Annotated in this window: 17 protein-coding genes, 1 tRNA gene, 1 riboswitch and 2 other annotated features; of the genes, 2 read left to right on the plus strand and 16 right to left on the minus strand. The window is 29.5% G+C overall.

All coding sequences use genetic code 11. The annotated features are described in order from the left end of the window. Positions 1 to 35: 35 nt before the first annotated feature. Positions 36 to 119: transfer RNA gene (locus H8S10_RS03085), tRNA-Leu, on the minus strand. Positions 120 to 286: 167 nt separating this feature from the next. After that, positions 287 to 500 (plus strand) — a binding site (T-box leader). A gap of 72 nt (positions 501 to 572) precedes the next feature. Between H8S10_RS03085 and thrS the strand changes: the two genes are divergently transcribed. Further along, positions 573 to 2,504, plus strand: coding sequence for a threonine--tRNA ligase (gene thrS / locus H8S10_RS03090; RefSeq protein ID WP_055266659.1), 1,932 nt, complete (start codon positions 573 to 575; stop codon positions 2,502 to 2,504). A gap of 36 nt (positions 2,505 to 2,540) precedes the next feature. On the opposite strand, the gene H8S10_RS03095 is transcribed toward thrS, so the two are convergent. The 3 genes from H8S10_RS03095 to H8S10_RS03105 all read right to left on the minus strand — a co-directional run bounded on the left by H8S10_RS03095 (position 2,541) and on the right by H8S10_RS03105 (position 4,445). Next, complete coding sequence (locus H8S10_RS03095) at positions 2,541 to 3,116, minus strand: 5-formyltetrahydrofolate cyclo-ligase (protein ID WP_070205690.1); 576 nt, start codon at positions 3,114 to 3,116, stop codon at positions 2,541 to 2,543. Further along, positions 3,109 to 3,951 (minus strand): CPBP family intramembrane glutamic endopeptidase, encoded by an 843-nt coding sequence (locus H8S10_RS03100; protein ID WP_186837915.1) that lies wholly within the window; start codon positions 3,949 to 3,951, stop codon positions 3,109 to 3,111. Before H8S10_RS03100 ends, H8S10_RS03095 begins: the two co-directional genes overlap by 8 nt. 179 nt (positions 3,952 to 4,130) lie before the next feature. Continuing rightward, positions 4,131 to 4,445: a DUF1540 domain-containing protein gene (locus tag H8S10_RS03105; RefSeq protein WP_055266665.1), complete on the minus strand. Its 315-nt coding sequence runs from the start codon at positions 4,443 to 4,445 to the stop codon at positions 4,131 to 4,133. A 288-nt stretch (positions 4,446 to 4,733) separates the two neighbouring features. Between H8S10_RS03105 and H8S10_RS03110 the strand changes: the two genes are divergently transcribed. Next, entirely contained in the window at positions 4,734 to 6,392 is a 1,659-nt protein-coding gene (locus tag H8S10_RS03110) for a glutamine--tRNA ligase/YqeY domain fusion protein (RefSeq protein ID WP_055266667.1), read from the plus strand. Positions 6,393 to 6,581: 189 nt separating this feature from the next. Here the strand turns inward: H8S10_RS03110 and H8S10_RS03115 are convergent, their stop codons facing one another. From H8S10_RS03115 to cdaA, 12 genes are all read right to left on the minus strand, one after another. Further along, positions 6,582 to 6,719, minus strand: a complete 138-nt coding sequence (locus tag H8S10_RS03115) for a hypothetical protein (RefSeq protein ID WP_172675765.1) — start codon at positions 6,717 to 6,719, stop codon at positions 6,582 to 6,584. Between the two features lie 137 nt (positions 6,720 to 6,856). After that, positions 6,857 to 7,009 (minus strand): hypothetical protein, encoded by a 153-nt coding sequence (locus H8S10_RS03120; RefSeq protein ID WP_156334263.1) that lies wholly within the window; start codon positions 7,007 to 7,009, stop codon positions 6,857 to 6,859. A 248-nt stretch (positions 7,010 to 7,257) separates the two neighbouring features. Further along, complete coding sequence (gene gltX / locus H8S10_RS03125; RefSeq protein WP_055266669.1) at positions 7,258 to 8,919, minus strand: glutamate--tRNA ligase; 1,662 nt, start codon at positions 8,917 to 8,919, stop codon at positions 7,258 to 7,260. A gap of 158 nt (positions 8,920 to 9,077) precedes the next feature. Then, positions 9,078 to 9,252: a binding site (T-box leader), on the minus strand. A 117-nt stretch (positions 9,253 to 9,369) separates the two neighbouring features. Continuing rightward, on the minus strand, positions 9,370 to 10,671 hold the full coding sequence (locus H8S10_RS03130; RefSeq protein ID WP_207731827.1) for an NCS2 family permease: 1,302 nt from the start codon (positions 10,669 to 10,671) through the stop codon (positions 9,370 to 9,372). Between the two features lie 77 nt (positions 10,672 to 10,748). Then, positions 10,749 to 10,850, minus strand: a riboswitch (purine riboswitch). A gap of 231 nt (positions 10,851 to 11,081) precedes the next feature. After that, complete coding sequence (locus tag H8S10_RS03135) at positions 11,082 to 11,504, minus strand: FMN-binding protein (protein WP_186837916.1); 423 nt, start codon at positions 11,502 to 11,504, stop codon at positions 11,082 to 11,084. Between the two features lie 332 nt (positions 11,505 to 11,836). Beyond that, on the minus strand, positions 11,837 to 13,180 hold the full coding sequence (gene glmM, locus H8S10_RS03140) for a phosphoglucosamine mutase (RefSeq protein WP_055267107.1): 1,344 nt from the start codon (positions 13,178 to 13,180) through the stop codon (positions 11,837 to 11,839). A gap of 173 nt (positions 13,181 to 13,353) precedes the next feature. Beyond that, positions 13,354 to 14,193, minus strand: coding sequence for an AIM24 family protein (locus H8S10_RS03145; protein ID WP_055267105.1), 840 nt, complete (start codon positions 14,191 to 14,193; stop codon positions 13,354 to 13,356). 223 nt (positions 14,194 to 14,416) lie between these two features. Continuing rightward, entirely contained in the window at positions 14,417 to 15,487 is a 1,071-nt protein-coding gene (buk, locus tag H8S10_RS03150) for a butyrate kinase (RefSeq protein WP_186837917.1), read from the minus strand. Positions 15,488 to 15,511: 24 nt separating this feature from the next. After that, a complete protein-coding gene (ptb, locus tag H8S10_RS03155; RefSeq protein WP_186837918.1) occupies positions 15,512 to 16,420 on the minus strand; it encodes a phosphate butyryltransferase in 909 nt (302 codons plus the stop codon). A gap of 141 nt (positions 16,421 to 16,561) precedes the next feature. Then, positions 16,562 to 18,160, minus strand: coding sequence for an FAD-dependent protein (locus H8S10_RS03160; RefSeq protein ID WP_186837919.1), 1,599 nt, complete (start codon positions 18,158 to 18,160; stop codon positions 16,562 to 16,564). 261 nt (positions 18,161 to 18,421) lie between these two features. Further along, a complete protein-coding gene (locus H8S10_RS03165) occupies positions 18,422 to 19,666 on the minus strand; it encodes a CdaR family protein (RefSeq protein WP_186837920.1) in 1,245 nt (414 codons plus the stop codon). Next, complete coding sequence (gene cdaA / locus H8S10_RS03170) at positions 19,633 to 20,490, minus strand: diadenylate cyclase CdaA (protein ID WP_055267096.1); 858 nt, start codon at positions 20,488 to 20,490, stop codon at positions 19,633 to 19,635. The genes H8S10_RS03165 and cdaA overlap by 34 nt, the downstream gene beginning before the upstream one ends. Between the last annotated feature and the right edge of the window lie 141 nt (positions 20,491 to 20,631).

Raw genomic sequence — 20,631 nt, forward strand, 5'->3', positions numbered from 1 at the left:
AATAAAAAACCTCCGATATAAATCGAAGGTTTAAATGGTGCAGATGAAGGGAGTCGAACCCCCACGCCAAAGGCGCTAGATCCTAAGTCTAGTGCGTCTGCCAATTTCGCCACATCTGCTTACTATATTATTAATTATACACCTTATTCCATATATTACAATATATTTTAGAAATATTTATAAAATATATTTACTTTGCTCACATTCAGAGTTTTAAATTCATTATTAAATCATCCGAATTATTGACATTTCTTATGTAGATATTTATAATATTTTCTATAAATATATAAAAACGTTGAAGAGACGAGTAAACTACCACTTCATTTCCAGAGAGAAAATACATCAGCTGTAAGTATTTTTATTTGAAACTAGTTGAAAACCAGCTCTGAGTGACTCTAATAAAGTCCGTTTACATCACGTTACGATGATATTTAAGTGGCCTAAATTTTAGGCAATTAAGGGTGGAACCGCGGGAAGAATTATATGCTCTCGTCCCTTTTCTATACTAAATTTGTATAAGAAAAGTGACGTAGAGCTTTTTTTATACAGCAAAATGAAAGGAGATATATAAAATGATTAAAATTACTTTAAAAGATGGATCTATTAAAGAAGTTGAAAATGGATCATCAGTTTTAGATGTTGCTAAATCTATTAGCGAAGGATTAGCAAGAAATGCTCAATGTGGACTTGTTAACGGAGAGGTTGTTGATTTAAGAACTCAATTAAATGAAGATTGTGAATTAGCTATATGTACTTTTGATTCTCAAGAAGGAAAGGATACAGTAAGACACAGTATCTCTCACGTATTAGCTGCAGCTGTTAAAAGATTATTCCCTGAAGCAAAACTTGCTATAGGACCTTCAATAGCTAATGGATTCTATTATGATTTTGATGTAGAAAAAGCTTTCACTGCAGACGATTTAGTAAAAATCGAAGCTGAAATGAAAAAAATAATAAAGGAAAATCCTCAAATAGAAAGATTTGAACTTCCTAGAAATGAAGCTTTAGAACTTATGAAGGATGAACCTTATAAAGTTGAATTAATAAATGAACTTCCAGAAGATGAAGTTATTTCATTCTACAAAATGGGTGATTTTACAGACCTTTGTGCTGGTCCTCACGTAATGTCATTAAAGAATATTAAAGCTATAAAACTTATAAGAAGTGCTGGTGCTTACTGGAAAGGTGACGAAAAGAATAAGATGCTTTCTAGAATATACGGAACAGCATTCTTAAAGAACGCTGATTTAGAGGCTCACTTAGCAGCTTTAGAAGAAGCTAAAAAGAGAGATCATAATAAATTAGGTAGAGAACTAGGAATATTTACTACTGATGAAAAAGTAGGTCAAGGACTTCCACTATTCATGCCTAAGGGAGCTAAATTATTCCAAACTCTTCAAAGATGGATTGAAGATGAAGAAGAAAAAAGAGGTTATGTTTTAACTAAAACTCCATTTATGTCTAAAAATGATTTATTTGTTGCTTCTGGTCACTGGAGTCACTATAAAGATGGTATGTTTGTATTAGGTGATGAAGAAAAAGATACAGAAGTTATGGCTTTAAGACCAATGACTTGTCCATTCCAATTCACTGTTTATAATGCAGAACAACATAGCTATAGAGATCTTCCAATAAGATATGCTGAGACTTCTACTCTATTCAGAAAAGAAGCTTCTGGAGAAATGCATGGTCTTACTAGAGTTAGACAATTCACACTTTCAGAAGGACATATAATTTGTACTCCTGAACAAGTTGAATCGGAATTTAGAGAAGTTATAGACTTAATAAACTATGTTATGGAAACTCTAGGAATTGCAGAAGATATAACTTATAGATTCTCTAAGTGGGATCCAACTAATACTGAAAAATATATAAATAACCCAGAAGCTTGGGAAGCTACTCAAAACCAAATGAGAACTATATTAAATCACTTAAATATAGATTATGTTGAAGCTGAAGGTGAAGCTGCATTCTACGGACCAAAGCTTGATATTCAATCTAAGAACGTTCATGGAAAAGAAGATACTATAATAACAGTTCAAATAGACTTTGCTCTAGGTGAAAGATTAGGTATGTCTTACATAGATAAAGATGGTGAAAAGAAAATACCATTTGTTATTCATAGATCTTCAATCGGATGTTATGAAAGAACTATTGCAACTTTAATAGAAAAATATGCTGGTGCATTCCCAACATGGATGGCTCCAGTTCAAGTAAAAGTTCTTCCACTTTCAGATAAATATGCTGATTATGCTGATAGCGTAGTTAGAACTTTAAGAAACAATGGTGTTAGAGTTGAAGTTGACCACAGAACTGAAAAGATTGGTTATAAAATAAGAGAAGCTAGACTTGAAAGAGTTCCTTATATCCTAGTTGTTGGAGAAAAGGAAGCTGCAAACAATGAAGTTGCAGTAAGAAGTAGAAAGAACGATGATGAAGGTGCAATTGCATTAGATTCATTCGTTGAAAGAATTAAAACTGAAATTGCTAACAAAGAAAGATAAAAATTTAGAGGCTGATTTTCAGCCTCTTTTCTATTTCTAAATTGTATTTTCTATATAAATCATTTCTTTATCAGTAAATATATAATTTACTTTAATATCATGCTCTTCTGCTTTTATATAATTCACCATCTGAAAATTATATGCCAATGCTACCTTAACTACATCATAATTTAAATTTGAAATATATTTATCGTAATATCCCCCACCATATCCGATTCTATTACCATCACTATCAAATGCTATTCCAGGCATTATTATGATATCAAATTTTTCTTCAGTATTATTTTTATCCACAATATTAGGTTCTAAAATACCATACTTATTAACACTTAGTTCATTTAAACTGTGAATTTCTACTGACTTCATAGTTTTATCTTCTATATTAATCTTAGGCACATAAACTGATTTATTATTATCTATTGAATTTTTAATTATATCTATTGTATCTACTTCATTATTATAGCTTACATATATAAAAATCTTGTTGGCATTTATATATAGATCATTTTCTATTACTGATTCATATATTATCCTATCTAACCTCTTCTTTTCTTCTTTTTTTAAATTATGTCTTAAGTCTAATACCTTTTTTCTAATGATGTTTTTATACATTTTCAATTCCTTTATTATTCTTTATTGTCCTAAAAGATTTGATAAAAATAATTAGTCCTATTATAGGAATTACTATAAACAAAATTATTGTCCATAATCTTGATTCTGGATATACTACAAAATTAACTAAAAAATTATTAGCAAAGTGCATACCCATACAAACATAAATTGATCTTGTATAATAGTAGGCTAGTCCAATAATTACACCTAGAAGAAATGCATTTATTCCTTGTGGTAAATTCATATGAGCTATACCAAATATAAGCGCTGAATATATTATTGCTTTTTTATAACTATACTTTTTTAATAATCCATTTAACAATATTCCTCTATATAATATCTCTTCAAAGAACGGAGCCATAATGCAGCTTGAAATAAATATAAAAATATATGATGTATTCAAAAGATATTCTTCTAAATATTCATATAGCCCCTCATTTAGAGTTGGCAATGAATATAATAGAAAATCAAATACTCCATAGGTAATACATATATATCCAACTATCATACCTACTCCAGCTAAGTACTTTTTCTTAGAGATTTTTTCATCATATAATACATTTCCATTAGTTTTAAAACTTCTATTAATTAACACTATAATAACTAACATAATTCCATATTGATAAATAAAATCTGTTATAGTTGTTAATAAATTTTCACTCCAGCTATTCATAAAGAACATATCTCTATAAAACTCTACGAATATACTTATAGGAGTATATACAAAACTATAAGTTATATCAAAAATAAATGATAGTATTATAGCCTTCCAAAAAGTAATAGGTTTAATTTCTAGACTTCCTTCGTTTAAGTTTTTAATATAATTTAATTTCATTATTCACCCTTTAAATTGTTATTATTATACAATTAATTATACACACAATACTGTAGCTTCGCCACATTAAAAATTGCTACGCTAAATGAAAATATACTTTGTATAATGCAAATTGTCTACGACAAGTGAAAACCTCCACTTTGTCGTAAAACAATAATCCTCTTTTATTTAGGTCAAACTTAAAGTTTTGGTACAAAGCTATTACATTCAGTTTCTCCAGTTGTACATGCATTCATGCCAGCAATATGTATTGCTTCTGCTGCACACATACGATTCTCATTATATGTACAATTTTCAGCTTCACATTGAACATTTAAGCTTCCATGAGGTGCTTCAAAATTACTTGTGAAAGCTCCATGCTTTTCTTCAAAACTATCACAACATGTTGCTGAGGCCGAAGATGCTTCAGACCCTCCTACTGTTATTCCTTCTTTACAACAGCATGCAGAATTATTATGTATACAACTTTCTACATTACAAATTAAATTGGTCATATTATACCTCCTAAAAATACATATGAGTCTTATTTATATTTTTAGAAATATTGATTCTTTTATTCACATCTATAATTTTATTGTCGATTTTATTGTATTTATATAACTTTTTATATAAAGGTTACTTTCTTTTTTACTTATATTAGATTAAAATTATTATTAATAGTAAATATATAAAATATATAGTTTAACCGTTGAAATTTGATTAAATAATAAGTTGTATTTATAATATTTATTAACTTTTAATTTCAAAATAAACTAAAATATGATAATAGGAGAGGTAATACTATGTCAAATGAAATTAATTCTTCTAATTTTATAAGAAATATAATTGTAGAAGACCTTAATAGTGGAAAGCATAAAGAAATAATAACTCGTTTCCCACCAGAACCAAATGGTTATCTTCATATAGGTCATGCTAAATCAATACTTTTAAACTTTGGATTAGCTGAAGAATTTAAAGGTAAAACTCACTTAAGATTTGATGACACTAATCCAGTTAAAGAAGATACTGAATATGTTGAATCAATAAAAGAAGATGTTAAATGGCTTGGTGGAAACTGGGATGCTCTTTACTTTGCATCTGATTACTTTGAAGAAATGTATAACAGAGCTGTTTTATTAATAAAAAAAGGATTAGCTTACGTTTGTGATTTAACACCTGAAGAAGCTAAAGAATATAGAGGAACATTAACTGAACCTGGTAAAGAAAGTCCATATAGAAGTAGATCAGTTGAAGAAAACCTTGATTTATTCGAAAGAATGAGAAAAGGTGAATTTAAAGATGGAGAAAAAGTTTTAAGAGCTAAAATAGATATGGCTTCTCCTAATATGAACATGAGAGATCCTATAATTTATAGAATAGCTCACGCTACTCATCATAATACAGGCGATAAGTGGTGTATCTATCCAATGTATGACTTTGCTCATCCATTAGAAGATGCTATTGAATCTGTAACTCACTCTATTTGTACTTTAGAGTTTGAAGATCATAGACCTCTTTATGATTGGGTTGTTAAGGAATGTGAAATGGAGTCAATTCCAAGACAAATAGAATTTGCTAGATTAAACATGACTAATACTGTTATGAGTAAGAGAAAGCTTAAACAATTAGTTGATGAAGGTGTTGTTGATGGATGGGATGATCCAAGAATGCCTACTATATCAGGTCTTAGAAGAAGAGGATGTACGCCAGAAGCATTAAGAAATTTCTGCTCTGCCATAGGTGTTGCTAAAGCTAACTCAATAGTAGATTCTCAAATGTTAGACTATTTCATAAGAGAAGATTTACAAATGAAAGCTCCACTTGCAATGGCTGTTTTAAGACCTTTAAAATTAGTTATAACTAACTATCCTGAAGATCAAACAGAAATGTTAGAAATAGAAAATAACGCTAAAGATGAATCTTTCGGTAAGAGATTAGTTCCATTCTCTAGAGAGCTATATATCGAAAGAGAAGATTTTATGGAAGAACCGGTTAAAAAGTACTTTAGATTATTCCCTGGTAACGAAGTTAGATTAAAAGGTGCTTATTTTGTAAAATGTACTGATGTAATAAAAGATGAAAATGGTGAAGTTATCGAAGTTCACTGTACTTATGATCCAGAAACTAAAAGTGGTTCAGGATTCACTGGAAGAAAGGTTAAAGCTACTATACATTGGGTAGATGCTAAAACTGCAAAACCTGCTGAATTTAGATTATATGAGCCATTAATATTAGATGATCAAGAAGGAAATGAAGGTAAACACTTCTTAGAACAAATAAATCCTAACTCAATGGAAATTTTACAAGGATTTATTGAACCAGTAGCTGTAGAAAATGCAAGTCCACTAGATAAGTTCCAAATGGTTAGAAACGGATTCTTTACAGTAGATTCTAAATATACTACATCTGAAAAATTAGTGTTTAATAGAATCGTACCTTTAAAATCATCATTTAAATTATAAAAAGAAGTGGCCACTGGCCACCTCTTTTTTTGTATGAATATAAATTATGAAAATTATATTGAAATTAATTAATTTCTCAAAGATTCATTTTATACCCATCTCCGTTGACTACCTCATCTTAGTAAGGTGAAATGATTGAATTAGTAGAAGTAAGGTAACGGGTTATTACCAACTTCTGAGTCGCCAAATCTATTTTGTAGATGTCCATTTATTATCTGTAGCAGTTTTTTCTTCTTTATGACTCCTACAACTTTGACAACTATTTAAACTTGATGTAGGTTTTGATGCCCATGCGTTATTTGTAGCTGTTTTACAATAATTATGCATTAGAAATCTCCTCCTTCATTAAGTTTCATTAATAGTATGTTCTTTAAGTTCATCTTAATACATGGAAATTATTTATAAAGTTATGTATTAAAATTTAATACATTTATATTTTATATAGTTTTATATTTATTTAAGCATTACCATTGATTATTAGTTGCTGTTTTCTCTTGTTTTTTATTACATTTACAATTATCATAAATACTTGATTGTACACTAGCTGGTGATGCCCACTGATTGTTGCCTGCTGATTTTTGCGCCTTATTACATCCACAATTTGCATTTTTACTCATATACAAAGCACCTCTTTAAAATATATTTAGCCCTGATACAGCCAAGTCTAATACTTAGTTCTACCACCGCTACAATAATAGTTTGTACATTATTCTCTTCGTAATACCTTGTATTAATTGTTTAAAATAGCATTGTAATGTTCTCTTCCAATAATATTAAATTTGTACCATTATAAAATTATATAAATAAAAAATAAGAACTCTCTAACTAAGTAGAGAATTCTTATATCTTATAAATATCTAATATATTATAAACTTAAAAATCTTTCAAATCTTTCTCTTACCTTTTCTTCACCCATAATTTGCATTATAGTATAAAGGTCTGGAGTATTAGTTCTGTGTGATAATGCACTTCTTACTGCTCCAGCAACATCTGAAATCATTCCTTTAAAAGCATCTGGATTAGCTTTGTACTCTTTTCTATTTGCGCAATATCCAAGCTCTGCTCCTATTACTTTTAACTCTTCAAACCAAGCTTCTTGGCTTCCTATATTAAAAGTAAATCTCTTAGCATATTCTTCGATTATAGCTTTAGCATTTTCTAATGATAAAGTCTTTGGAAGTTCTACTTGTTCTGCTGTCTCATTGTAGAATAATTCATCAAAGAAATAGAATATTTTGTCTTTAACTTCATCCCATTTAGCAAAATCTTTTCTTGGCTTTGGACCTTCTTTATCTATATTAAATACTTCTTTTGCCATAGCTTCATTTGAAGTTACTAGGTCATACATTTCTTTATCAAATTCTTTAGCCCATGCTGTATATTGAGCATATACTTCGTTTGCTGGCATTCTAGCTATAACATCTTTAGAAACGTCATTTAATTTAACTAAATCAAATAATGCTCCACTCTTGCTCATTTTCTCTAATTGAACATTAAATTCGTGATAATCAGCAGTTGGATTTTCAGCTCTCCATTCTTCATATGTTGAATTTACGATATTTAATAAGTATTCAATAACACATACTGTTGGATATCCTACTTCTTTATAATAAGAAACTGCAGCTTCAGCATCTTTTCTCTTAGAAAGTTTTCTCTTAGATCCACCTTCTTGTTTCATTATTGTTGGAATATGAGCATAATTTGGTCTTTCGAATCCTAAAACATCAAATAATTGAACATGTATTGGAAGTGATGATAACCATTCTTCTCCTCTTATAACATGAGTTGTTCTCATTAAATAATCATCTATTGCGTGAGCAAAGTGATATGTTGGAAGTCCATCACCTTTAATTATAACAACATCTTGATTGTTTTCTGGGAAAGAAATATCACCTTTAATTAAATCATGGAACTCAACTCTATTTTCAATATTTCCTGGTGATTTTAATCTTAAAATATAGCTTTCTCCGTTATTAATTCTTTCTATAGCTTCTTCTTCAGTTATATTTCTGAATTTAGCATATTCTCCATAGTATCCTGGAGTTATCTTATTAGCTACTTGTCTTTCTCTTAATTCAGCTAATTCTTCTGGAGTACAGAAACATGGATAAGCTAATCCTTTTAATAGTAAATCTTTAGCAAAAGTTTTATATATTTCAGCTCTTTCACTTTGTCTATATGGACCATATTCACCTTTTGAAGTATCTTGCCCAGTCATTCCTTCACTGAAGTCCATACCAAAATTATGCATTGTAGCAATTGTATCTTCAATAGCTCCTTCAACTTCTCTCTTTTGGTCTGTATCTTCTATTCTTAAGAAAAATACTCCTTCAGTTTGACTTGCTAATCTTTCATTTATTAAAGCTGCAAATACTCCTCCAATATGTTGAAACCCTGTTGGAGATGGTGCATATCTACATACTACAGCACCTTCTTTTAAATTTCTTTTAGGATACTTTTCAATATAATATTGAGGTGTCTTATCAATATTAGGGAATATTAATTCTGCTAATTTTTCAAATGCCATTTTGTTCTCTCCTCTTTCTACAATTAATAGTTAAGATTTAAAAATTAAGACTTTATGATAAAGCTCATATAGAGTTCTTTATTTTTAATATATATTGTTTTATATTATTTCTTAATTTTTATATTTTAAAATAAAAAAGTCTTTCGTCCTAAAAAATTCTTTAGGACGAAAGACATATCTTCCGCGTTACCACCTAAATTGGTTATTACTAACCCACTTAATTGAAAATATAGCTCCAAAGCTTCCTTCAGCATTATTAAATATCAGGTTCTCACCAGCCCTAACTCTCTTTGATTTAATTAAGTGCTTACTCTTCTTTTTCATCGCTTTATATAAAATTATCTCTTTGGTATATTATTCACATATACCAGATTAATTATACAATTATGCATTTTTATTGTAAAGAGTAAATCAGTTACAAATTAAAAATGACAAATGATAAATTATTTTTTAAATTATAAAGTAAATAATAAACAATACAGCTAATCCATACATTACCGGATGTACTTCCTTATATTTTTTCTTTGCTAACATAAGTATTACATATGTCAAGAATCCAAATGCAATTCCTTCCCCTATACTGTATGTTAAAGGCATTAATATTATAGTCAAAAATGATGATATTGCTATTTCACTCTTGTTCCATTCAACATCTGCTACAGACATAAACATCAATGATCCTACTATTATTAAAGCAGGTGCTGTAACTTGAGTGGTTATTACCGATAACAATGGTGAAAAGAATAAAGATATTAAGAACATTACTCCAACAACTACACTTGAAAATCCAGTTTTAGCCCCAACTGCTATTCCTGACAAAGATTCTGAATAAGATGTTGTATTAGTTGTTCCTAAAACAGCTCCCACGCAAGTAGCCACGGAATCTGCCAATAATGCTTTTGAACCACCTTCTACAGAACCATCTTTCTTAATTAAACCTATTTTTGAACCTACTGCTACAATTGTTCCAGCAGTATCAAAAAAGTCCATAAATAAGAATGTGAATATAACCATAATCATTTGTGGATTAAAGATATTACCTAAATTCTTAACTGCTACTCCAAAAGTAGGCGCTATTGATGGTGGTATAGAAATTATTGCTTTTGGTACATCTACTAATCCAAATATCATACCAACACATACTGTTACAACCAATCCAATAAATATAGCTATTTTATTTCCTCTCACCATTAACACTGCCATAACTATTAACCCAAATATCGCCAACAATACTGATGGTTCAGTTAAATTTCCTAATGCTACAAATGTTGCTGGATCTGCTACTACTATTCCAGCATTTTTAAATCCAATAAAAGCTATAAAAAGTCCAATTCCTGCACTTACTGCATATTTAAGATTATTAGGAATTGCCTTAATTACTGTTTCTCTAAATCCTGTTATAGATAAAATTATAAAGATTATTCCTGATGCCAAAACTCCTGCCATAGCAGTTTGCCATGGAATATTCATACCTAAACATACACTAAACGTAAAAAATGCGTTTAATCCCATACCTGGTGCTAAAGCCATTGGAAATTTTGCATATATTCCCATAATCAATGTTCCTATGGCTCCTGCTAATGCTGTAGCTACAAATACTGCCTCTTTAGGCATTCCAGTATTAGATAACACTTCTGGAATTACAAATAACGTATAAGCCATTGTTAAAAAAGTTGTTAATCCACCGATTAACTCTGTTTTAAAATTAGTTCCTTTTTCTTTAAATTGAAAATAATTAGAAATGAAATTCATCTTTTGTTCCCCCTTATGCCTTTGTAATCAAAGCATCTATCGTATAAGGGATAATAGATATGTAAATAGATACACATATATGTATATCGACATATCGTAGTCAAATCATTTAAGGCGATTTGGTAGAAACTGTTGGACCATATTACCAACTTTATACGATAAAAGTGATTACTTTTAATATGAAGCACGCTACTAATATAATTCGTAAGCGCAAAATAATTTCTCTAAATCAACGTGTACCTTTATTAAGTATAGATTTAGGATTTCATATATTGTATTTATACTAAACTACTTTTAATTTCTTGTCCACTTTTAAAAATTGTAAATATTTTTTGTCTTAAAAATTTAATTAAATAAAAAAATGCTATCAAATAACATGATAGCATCTTACAAATATGTTAACTTATTAATTATTTAGCTTGATCTAGAGCATCTTGAACTGCGTCTAAGTAACCTTTAACTTTTATTGTAACTCCTGATACTGCATCAGTGTTTCCTTCGTCATTTGTTAAAGTTACTTTGCTTAAATCAAAGTCGTTAGCTACGATGAACTCTTCTAATAAGTCAGCTTGTTCGTGCCATTTCTTTCCTGGTTCATTTTTCATATCATAAGCACCTGATTTAGAAGCTTCTGATTTCATTGATCCATCAGCTTGTTTAACATCAATGTCTACTGCTACTGCTTTACCATTTTCAAATTGAACAGTTGCCATAGTTACATTTCCTTTTGAATCTTCTATTTTTCCAACTTTTTCTCCTGTAAATCCTTTAGATCCACATCCTGTTAATGCCATAGCTGCTAATAATGTAACTGCGATTACTTTCTTTTTCATAAATATTATCCCCCTAAAAAATAATTTTATTAATCGTTATCATGATAAGATTGTACAACAAATTTGTTATTTTTTCAACACGATTGTTAAAATTAACACAACTTTACCTGCTTATCAATTATCGGTTATTTTTTTACCACTTTATTATTTGTATGACTATTTTTTTATCATTTTATCATTTTTCTTTAAATTTCACCCAATTCTTTTTTACTAAATTAAAAAATCTTATTCGCTAGTCTTATGTTTTTTCTATACTTCTAATGTTATTTATAAAATTGATTTAACTATAATTTACTTGAAAAATAAAAAGACCACTTGTGTGGTCTTTAATTTTATATTTTGCTTAGTATTAAGTTAGCAAGATCATGGGCCATTTTATCGATTTCTTCTTGATTTTCACCTTCAAGCATAACTCTTATTAGAGGTTCAGTTCCTGATGCTCTTATTAACACTCTACCTTTTCCATTAAGCTTAGCTTCAATTTCCTTAATAGAGTTTATTATTTCTTCATCTTCTAAGTATATATTCTTCTTATCATTAGTAACTCTAGCATTTACTAATACTTGAGGTAGCTCTTTCATTATTCCAGCTAATTCACTTAAAGTTTTTCCTGTATGCTTTTTAATAGATGCAACTTGAAGTGCTGTTAATAATCCATCTCCAGTTGTATTATGTTCTAAGAATATTATATGTCCTGATTGTTCTCCCCCTAAAACATATCCATTCTTAAGCATTTCTTCTAATACGTATCTATCTCCAACTTTAGTCTTAATAGTCTTTATATTTTCTTTCTTACAAGCTATATCTAGACCAAGGTTACTCATCACAGTTACTACTAAAGTATCATCCTTTAACTTTCCTTCGTCTTTTAAGTGCTTAGCACATAAAGTTAAGATATAATCTCCATGAATTAAATTTCCTTTTTCATCAACAGCCATACATCTATCTGCATCACCATCAAAAGCAAATCCTAAATCACAATTCTTTCTTACAACATAATCCATTAATTCTTCTGGATGAGTTGATCCACAAGCATCATTAATATTTTCTCCATCTGGATTATCATTGATTACTCTAACTACTGCACCTAACTCTCTAAATGCCTTAACTGCTGCTTCGTAAGCTGCTCCATTAGCACAATCTAATCCAACTCTTACTCCTTTTAAATCACCTGTAATAGTTGACTTAACAAAATCTATATATTCATCTAACGCTCTTGGTTCAGTACTACATCTACCTATAGCTCCTCCTATTGGTGATGGAACCTCTGCGAAGTTACTTTCTATAACTCTTTGTATTTCATCTTCTATACTATCATCTAATTTATATCCTCTATTATCAAAGAACTTTATTCCATTATCTTGAACTGGATTATGAGATGCTGAAATCATTACTCCTGCATCAGCATTATATTTTCTTGTTAAATAAGCTACTGCTGGTGTTGGTACAACTCCTAACAATACAGCCTCTGCTCCTACTGAAAGTATCCCTGCAACTAAAGCTGCTTCTAACATATCACCTGATATTCTTGTATCCTTAGCTACTAGTATCTTTGGTTTATGTGTACCTTCTGTTAAAACATAAGCTCCAGCTCTTCCTAAACTATAAGCAATATCTGCAGTTAATTCAGTGTTTGCTACACCTCTTACTCCATCAGTTCCAAACATTCTACTCATTTAAATTACCTCACTTATTTTTATTGTATATACTTTAATGAACTAGTAAAACCCCACTATAGTATACATCGTATTCCTTTAATTTACAACTTGATAACAAAATCGTCTATTTATAATATATTATATCCATAAGTTAGTATTCAAATTTAAACTTTAGTTATTTGAACTTATAATTAATATATTTCATCATTCTCATCATCGTCATCAAAATTTTCTTTGCAAATATCACTGCTTATATTAAAAGTTTTGTTATAAATATTTTTTGTAGGAATTATCCAAGCTTCTCCTATCCCAGTATATATATCAACCTTATCATCATTATCAGATATATCCCTAATTATAGTATTTCCAGAACTCTCTACTGATAATTTTACATTTCCTGTTCTCAATACTACTAAATCATCTTTTACTACTAGTTTATCTTTATAAAGTTTACATCTTAATATCTCACTTTCAGGTACTGGAATTTTTAATAAAACTATGCCACTTCCTTTTAGCTTCAATTGAACAATATCCTCATCATCTTCTTTCATTTGAGATGTCCTTTTCATAATTTTATATATTTCAATTTCCTCTTCACAAGCATAAAATATATTATCATCTATTATTACTTCATCATCTTCTAACTCTACCAACGTAAAATATTCAAGGGTTTGTTCTAAAAACACCTCCCCTTTACCTTCAATTATTGGTTTAATCATAGATTCATCTATTTTTTTATTTTTAAATAACCTCTGTGAAAATTTAGATGTAACTTCTATATTACTTTTTATAGAAACGTCACCTTTCATAAAGCTTAAAGCTCCAGGCTGTACTTTAACCGAACTATTATCTAAGATTATTCTAGCTTGCTTAAGAGTTATCCCATAATTCTGTAATCTATTTATATTTATTGTATTCTCAATCGAACTTACTCCACTTAAGTTTTCATACTCAAGTATTTGAAAAGTTGAATCATTAATCATTTCTGAAATCATAGTTAATTTATTATTAATATTAACAGTTGTTCTCATCCTCTTCACCCCTTGTCCAAATTCTTGACAAGTATTTAATTTTTAATACGAATTAATATCATTTCTTTAGTTATCCATCCACTTAAATAAACTTAATTGCTTCATATGCAGATATATAGAGTTGAAATTATATATATTAATAACAAAAAAGAGCAAGACTCATTTTAGTTAAGAATTAATTCTTAACTTTAAATATTGTCTTGCACTTTAATTTTATATTATCTTAAACGTACTTTTTTGCTTTTTCTTCTCCACTAAGAACTCTAATTGCCCCTTGTGCTAATGCTAACAATTCATCTTCTCCTGGATATACTACTATTGGTGCAATCCATCCTACATACGAATTTATATCATCACATACTTTTTTTCCATAGGCAATTCCACCTGTCAAAATAATAGCATCGACTTTGCCCATTAATACTGTTGCCATACTTCCAATTTCTTTTGAAATTTGATATATAAATGCATCATATATTAATGATCCGTACTTATCTCCTTCTTGCTTTAGCTTTAATACATCTCTTGCATCGTTAGTATTTAAATATGCTACATAGCCACCTTTACCAACTATCTTACTAAATACCTGAGATTCTGTATATTTCCCACTATAACACATCTTTATTAAATCACCTACAGGAACTGATCCTGCACGTTCTGGTGAGAATGGTCCATCACCATCTAATGCATTATTAACATCTATAACTCTTCCATTTTTATGAGCTCCAACAGAAACTCCTCCACCCATATGAACAACTATTAAATTAAGATTTTCATATCCTTTGTTAGTTTCTTTTCCATATCTCTTTGCTACAGCTTTTTGATTTAAAGCATGAAATTTACTCTTTCTTGGTAATTCAGGCATTCCTGAAATCCTTGCAATATCTTGAAGTTCATCTACTACTACTGGATCAACTATAAAAGCCTTTATTCCTAATTCATCAGCTATTTCCTTCGATAATATTCCCCCTAAATTAGATGCATGTTGACCTTGTACTCCTGCTTTTAGATCTTCTATCATAGACTCATCAACTTCATAAGTTCCTCCTGGCATAGGTTTAAGCATTCCACCTCTACCAACTACAGCATCTAAAGTAGTTATATCAAATTTCTTATTTTTCAACACATCTAAAATAACATTCTTTCTAAAACTTTTTTGGTCATAAATAGTTTTATAAGAAAGAATCTCTTCTGCTGAATGCCTTAAAGTTTCAACTAAAACTTCATGTTCTCCATCATATACTCCTATCTTAGTTGATGTTGACCCTGGATTTATTATAAGTAATCTGTATGACATTTCTCAATCTCCCTCTTTATCCGTTTATTTCTTTGATTCTGCAACTAATGCTGCTAAAGCTATAGAATTTACCTTAGTTTCACAACTGTCAGCTCTAGATGTCAAAATAACTGGAGCTGATGTTCCTACTAAAATACCACCATTCCTAGTTTTCGCTGTATATGTTAATGCTTTATACATTACATTCGCAGCCTCAATATTTGGAAATAATAATATGTCTGCTTTTCCAGCAACCTCACCTTTTATACCCTTATGATGAGCTGCCTCTTCAGATAACGCATTATCTAACGCTAATGGTCCATCTACTATACATCCCTTTATTTGACCTCTATCATTCATCTTAGATAAAAGTGATGCATCTACTGTTGCCGGCATATCTGTATTCACAACTTCTACAGCACAAATTGGAGCTACCTTTGGGTACTCAATACCACAAGCTTTCGCTACCATCACTGAATTATTAATAATCTGAGCTTTTGCCTTAATGTCTGGATAAGTATTAAATGCTGCGTCTGTAAGTAATATAAGTCTATCTATACCATCGATTTCAAATACTGCAACATGAGACATAAGCTTTCCTGTTCTTAATCCTACTTCCTTATTTAATACACCTCTTAAAAATGTAGCTGTATCTATAAGACCTTTCATTACCATATCAGCTTGTCCAGTAGATACTAACTCCATAGCTTTCAATGTAGCTTTTTGTGGATCCTCTTCGTCTATTATTTCAAATTTACTTAAATCCATATCAATATTTTTAGCTATTTTTTCAATTTTAGCCTTATCTCCTACTAGAATTGAATCTACAACTCCTCTATCTTTTGCTAAATTAACAGCTTCTAAGACAGGTTCATCTTGAGCTACCGCTACAGCTAATTTCTTAGTACTTACAGCCTTTAATTGTGAAAATAATTCTTCAAAATTCTTTCCCATATAACACCTCATACTATTCCATAATTTTCTTTATTTAATTATTTGTTTACCCATTAACCATTATACCATCATTTTACTATTTTAAAATTATTTGTAATAAAAAAATCCTGAAAATAAACTTTTCAGGATTTTTTACTATATTTAATAACACTTATATTTTCCTATTATTCTTTCTGCTACTTTTATTCCATCAACTGCTGCTGATATTATTCCTCCAGCAAATCCAGCTCCTTCACCTGCTGGATATAATCCATGCATAGATATACTTTCAAGATTTTCATTTCTTGTTATTCTTACTGGAGCAGATGTTCTAGTTTCTATTCCTGTAAGAACAGCATCAGCTCTTCCATACCCTTGTATTTTCTTATCAAAGTTAACTACACCTTCTTTTATAGCTTCAACTACATAACTCGGTAAGCACCCTCTCATATCAACTAATTCATATCCTGGCTTATAACTAGGATTTACAGCTCCTAATTTAGTAGATTTTCTATCATTTAAGAAATCACCTAATAACTGAACTGGTGCATTATAATTACTTCCTCCAAGTTTAAAGGCTAAACTTTCATAATGCCTTTGGAATTCCATACCTCTTAATACATCATTTCCTTCAAAGTCCTCTGGACTAACTGTAACTACTAAAGCAGAGTTTGCATTTTCTAAATCTCTAGCATGATAACTCATTCCATTTGATACTAATCTATTCTCCTCTGAAGAAGCTGCAACAACAACTCCACCTGGACACATACAGAATGAATAAACCCCTCTATTTAAATCTTTACTTTGATATGTAAGTTTATAATCTGCCGCTTTTAATCTCGGATGATTATGATATTTTCCATACTGAGAAATATTTATCATTTCTTGTGGATGTTCTATTCTTACACCTACTGCAAAAGCCTTTGGCTCCATAAATACACCAATTTCTTTTAACATCTCATATGTATCTCTTGAACTATGTCCTAAAGCTAAAACTAGAGCATCACAAGGTATTTCTTCGCCATTCACTATTATGCTCTTTATTTTTCCATCTTTCCCATTTATGTATTCAAGCTTTGAAGAGAACATAACTTCTCCACCAAATGCTATAATCTTTTTTCTTATATTCTTAACTACATCTTTTAATATATCAGTTCCAACGTGTGGCTTAGCTTCATATATAATTTCAGCAGGTGCACCAGCTGAAACTAATTGCTCTAAAACATAGTCGCATCTTTTATCTTTAATTCTTGTAGTTAATTTTCCATCTGAAAATGATCCGGCTCCCCCTTCTCCAAACTGAACATTAGATTCTAGGTTTAGTTCTCCATTATCCCAAAATCTTTTTACTGTTTCAGTTCTTTTATCTACATCTTCTCCTCTTTCTATAACTAAAGGTCTATATCCTTTTTCAGCTAACATTAACGCTGCAAATAACCCAGCTGGACCTAGACCTACTACAATAGGTCTACTATTAAGTTCTTCAGTTCCAGGTTCTACATCTGGATCATACTTTGTATCATCTATTTTTACATTGTTATCATGAAGTCTATCAACAATTTTCTTTTCATTTTTATGATTAACTTCAATAGCATATGTAAACTTAATATTATTTTTATTTCTTGCATCTAAACTTTCTTTTATAATTTTAAAGTTTTCTATTTCATCAATTGAAATCTTTAATTTCTTACTTACTCTTTTCTTTAAAACTTCTATATTATCATCTAGTCCAAGTACTATATTATTAATTCTTATAGTCATATAATCACCTTTCAAATTGTTATTTATGAAACTACAACCGTTATAGTAATAATTTCCACTTGCAAAATTATAATTCATTCTGTAAAAATTTATTTAAATAAATGACAGATTTTGAATTTAACTTCTGTATACTTTCTTATAGTTCTATATTTTATCATATCTTAATTATTAATACAGTTTTTTATAAAAAAATAAAGCCTGCTATTAAGCTGACTTTATTCATTAAGCATAACTTATAAATTTCTAATTATTCATAAAAAACTACTCTGTTGGCGTAGTTTCCGTAACTACTTTTTCTAAATTAAATGATACTTTATCTAGAACTTCTAATCTAACTTTATCATTAGGAGAATTTAATGTTATCGCTGGATATTCAGTAAATTGCCCTGCTTCAGTATAACTTGATAAATCTAAGTTAGCTGTTATAGATTCTGCAGTTATATTCTTTATATCTTCTTCATAACCAATAACCTTAACTCTTACTGTCTTATTTGCAACATCAAGATTTAATCCGTCAACAACTCCATTTAAAGCAACATCTACAGTTACTTCTTTACTTGATTCATTTTCTACAGTAATAGTTACAGAAACACTATTAACATCTCCTAAATTAACTTGTACTTTATCTGGTATTTTTAAATCTACATCTATAGTTGTATCACCTGTAATATTTGATAAATTTACTGGATTAGTTTCAATAACATCAATAGTATCTAAAATTTCTTTAGGACCACTTAATTCTACTTCTTTGTAATTTGATGTAAAATCCTTTAATCTTATTCCACTTATTAATTCACCTACTGTATTTACTTTAACTGGAACAATTTTGCCTTCATTTACATTTATCGTAGCATCAATCGTATCTTGAGATAATGTAACATTATCAACCTTATTTCCATTTTCATCTACTGGATATAAATGATAACTTTTTGAAATAGTTTCACTTAAATTATATTCTTCCCCTCTAGCTACTACAGAGGCAACATTATCTATAGCTGATTTTGGTCCACTGATAGTTACTTTGTCATTACCAAATTCTATTGGTGCAACATAATATGTTGGTTTAGCTATTATATTTATATCAGAGGTTATTTCTATATCCTTTTTAACATACTCCTCTATATATATAGTTAGAGTCAATGAACTATTATTTTTTATTGCTACTCTAGCCGGTGAATCCACTATATGAACTGGGATTTTATTAGCTCCAATCTTATATGCATATTCGCTTAAATCTATTACAATCTCAAAATCATCCTTATTTATTTTACGCAAATCTTGAGTTGTTCCTTCAATCTTTAGGTTAACAAAAAATTGCTGATTAGGTGCTAATGTTAGATTAGAATCTTTAAGCACTCCTTCGTTCATAAGTTGAACCGGCACTTTATTTATATCTTGTGTCTTAATTGGATTTTCAACATTTGTCACATAAAACCATAAAGCTATGGATAACAAAAGACATACCATTTGAACTATTGCTTTTTGTTTATTATTCCAGTTATCCATAATTTCACCTTCTTGCCTGCTGTTTTAACTCTCTTTTCTTCTCTATGCTCCATTATCTTTAATAAAACTACTCTTAATTTTTCTTTATCATAATTTCTAGTCAATCTACCATTGATAGCTAATGATATTGTTCCTGTTTCTTCAGAAACTATTATTACTATTGCATCTGATATTTCAGATAACCCAATGGCCGCTCTATGTCTAGTTCCAAGTTTTTTATTGATATCTTTATTTCCTGTTAAAGGTAACACACACCCTGCTGCTAATATCTTATTCTTCCCTATAATCGTTGCACCATCATGTAATGGCGTATTCACTACAAATATATTTTCTAAAAGGTTGGCTGAAATTCGTGCATCTAATACAGTTCCATTAGATATTATTTCAGCAAGCCCAGTACTTTGCTCAATAACTATTAATGCTCCTGTCTTTGTTTCAGCTAAATTAGATACTGCTGTTACTATTTCTTTTACATATATATTTCTCTTCTCACTATCTTCAAAACCATATACATCTTCAAAAGCACTTCTTCCTAAATGCTCTAATGCTCTTCTTATTTCTGGTTGAAAAATAATAACTACCGATAATACTCCTATAGTTAATGTCTTATTCAATATAAAATTCAACATAGTTAATTTTAATAACCCACTTATAGGAATTAAAATTACTATAAAAACTATACCTTTCAATAATTGTTCTGCTCTAGTTTCTTTTATGAGCATATATCCTTTATAAAAAATAAATGCAACTACTAAAATATCCACTATAGACATTATTGAAATATTTGCTAGTGAATTTGTAACCACTGTAAAAAATTCTTGCATTTAGTCCACCACCATAATTTTTCTAATTAAAATTATACACCATTATTCCAAATCTTAGTATAAGAAATTTTATTTTATTATTTTTCCTTAACTTATTAATATTTATTTATTTTCACTAATATAAATTTATGTAAAGAATAC

It is taken from the genome of Clostridium sp. NSJ-49 (genome assembly GCF_014287725.1).
Lineage (GTDB): Bacteria > Bacillota > Clostridia > Clostridiales > Clostridiaceae > Clostridium > Clostridium disporicum_B.

What these genes read in the sequence shown, in the direction of transcription:
- thrS (WP_055266659.1), top strand. Translation starts at nt 573, where the DNA reads ATGATTAAAATTACTTTAAAAGATGGATCTATTAAAGAAGTTGAAAAT.
- H8S10_RS03095 (WP_070205690.1), bottom strand. Translation starts at nt 3,116, where the DNA reads ATGTATAAAAACATCATTAGAAAAAAGGTATTAGACTTAAGACATAAT.
- H8S10_RS03100 (WP_186837915.1), bottom strand. Translation starts at nt 3,951, where the DNA reads ATGAAATTAAATTATATTAAAAACTTAAACGAAGGAAGTCTAGAAATT.
- H8S10_RS03105 (WP_055266665.1), bottom strand. Translation starts at nt 4,445, where the DNA reads ATGACCAATTTAATTTGTAATGTAGAAAGTTGTATACATAATAATTCT.
- H8S10_RS03110 (WP_055266667.1), top strand. Translation starts at nt 4,734, where the DNA reads ATGTCAAATGAAATTAATTCTTCTAATTTTATAAGAAATATAATTGTA.
- H8S10_RS03115 (WP_172675765.1), bottom strand. Translation starts at nt 6,719, where the DNA reads ATGCATAATTATTGTAAAACAGCTACAAATAACGCATGGGCATCAAAA.
- H8S10_RS03120 (WP_156334263.1), bottom strand. Translation starts at nt 7,009, where the DNA reads ATGAGTAAAAATGCAAATTGTGGATGTAATAAGGCGCAAAAATCAGCA.
- gltX (WP_055266669.1), bottom strand. Translation starts at nt 8,919, where the DNA reads ATGGCATTTGAAAAATTAGCAGAATTAATATTCCCTAATATTGATAAG.
- H8S10_RS03130 (WP_207731827.1), bottom strand. Translation starts at nt 10,671, where the DNA reads ATGAATTTCATTTCTAATTATTTTCAATTTAAAGAAAAAGGAACTAAT.
- H8S10_RS03135 (WP_186837916.1), bottom strand. Translation starts at nt 11,504, where the DNA reads ATGAAAAAGAAAGTAATCGCAGTTACATTATTAGCAGCTATGGCATTA.
- glmM (WP_055267107.1), bottom strand. Translation starts at nt 13,180, where the DNA reads ATGAGTAGAATGTTTGGAACTGATGGAGTAAGAGGTGTAGCAAACACT.
- H8S10_RS03145 (WP_055267105.1), bottom strand. Translation starts at nt 14,193, where the DNA reads ATGAGAACAACTGTTAATATTAATAATAAATTAACTATGATTTCAGAA.
- buk (WP_186837917.1), bottom strand. Translation starts at nt 15,487, where the DNA reads ATGTCATACAGATTACTTATAATAAATCCAGGGTCAACATCAACTAAG.
- ptb (WP_186837918.1), bottom strand. Translation starts at nt 16,420, where the DNA reads ATGGGAAAGAATTTTGAAGAATTATTTTCACAATTAAAGGCTGTAAGT.
- H8S10_RS03160 (WP_186837919.1), bottom strand. Translation starts at nt 18,160, where the DNA reads ATGACTATAAGAATTAATAATATAGTACTTGGACTAGATGATAATATA.
- H8S10_RS03165 (WP_186837920.1), bottom strand. Translation starts at nt 19,666, where the DNA reads ATGGATAACTGGAATAATAAACAAAAAGCAATAGTTCAAATGGTATGT.
- cdaA (WP_055267096.1), bottom strand. Translation starts at nt 20,490, where the DNA reads ATGCAAGAATTTTTTACAGTGGTTACAAATTCACTAGCAAATATTTCA.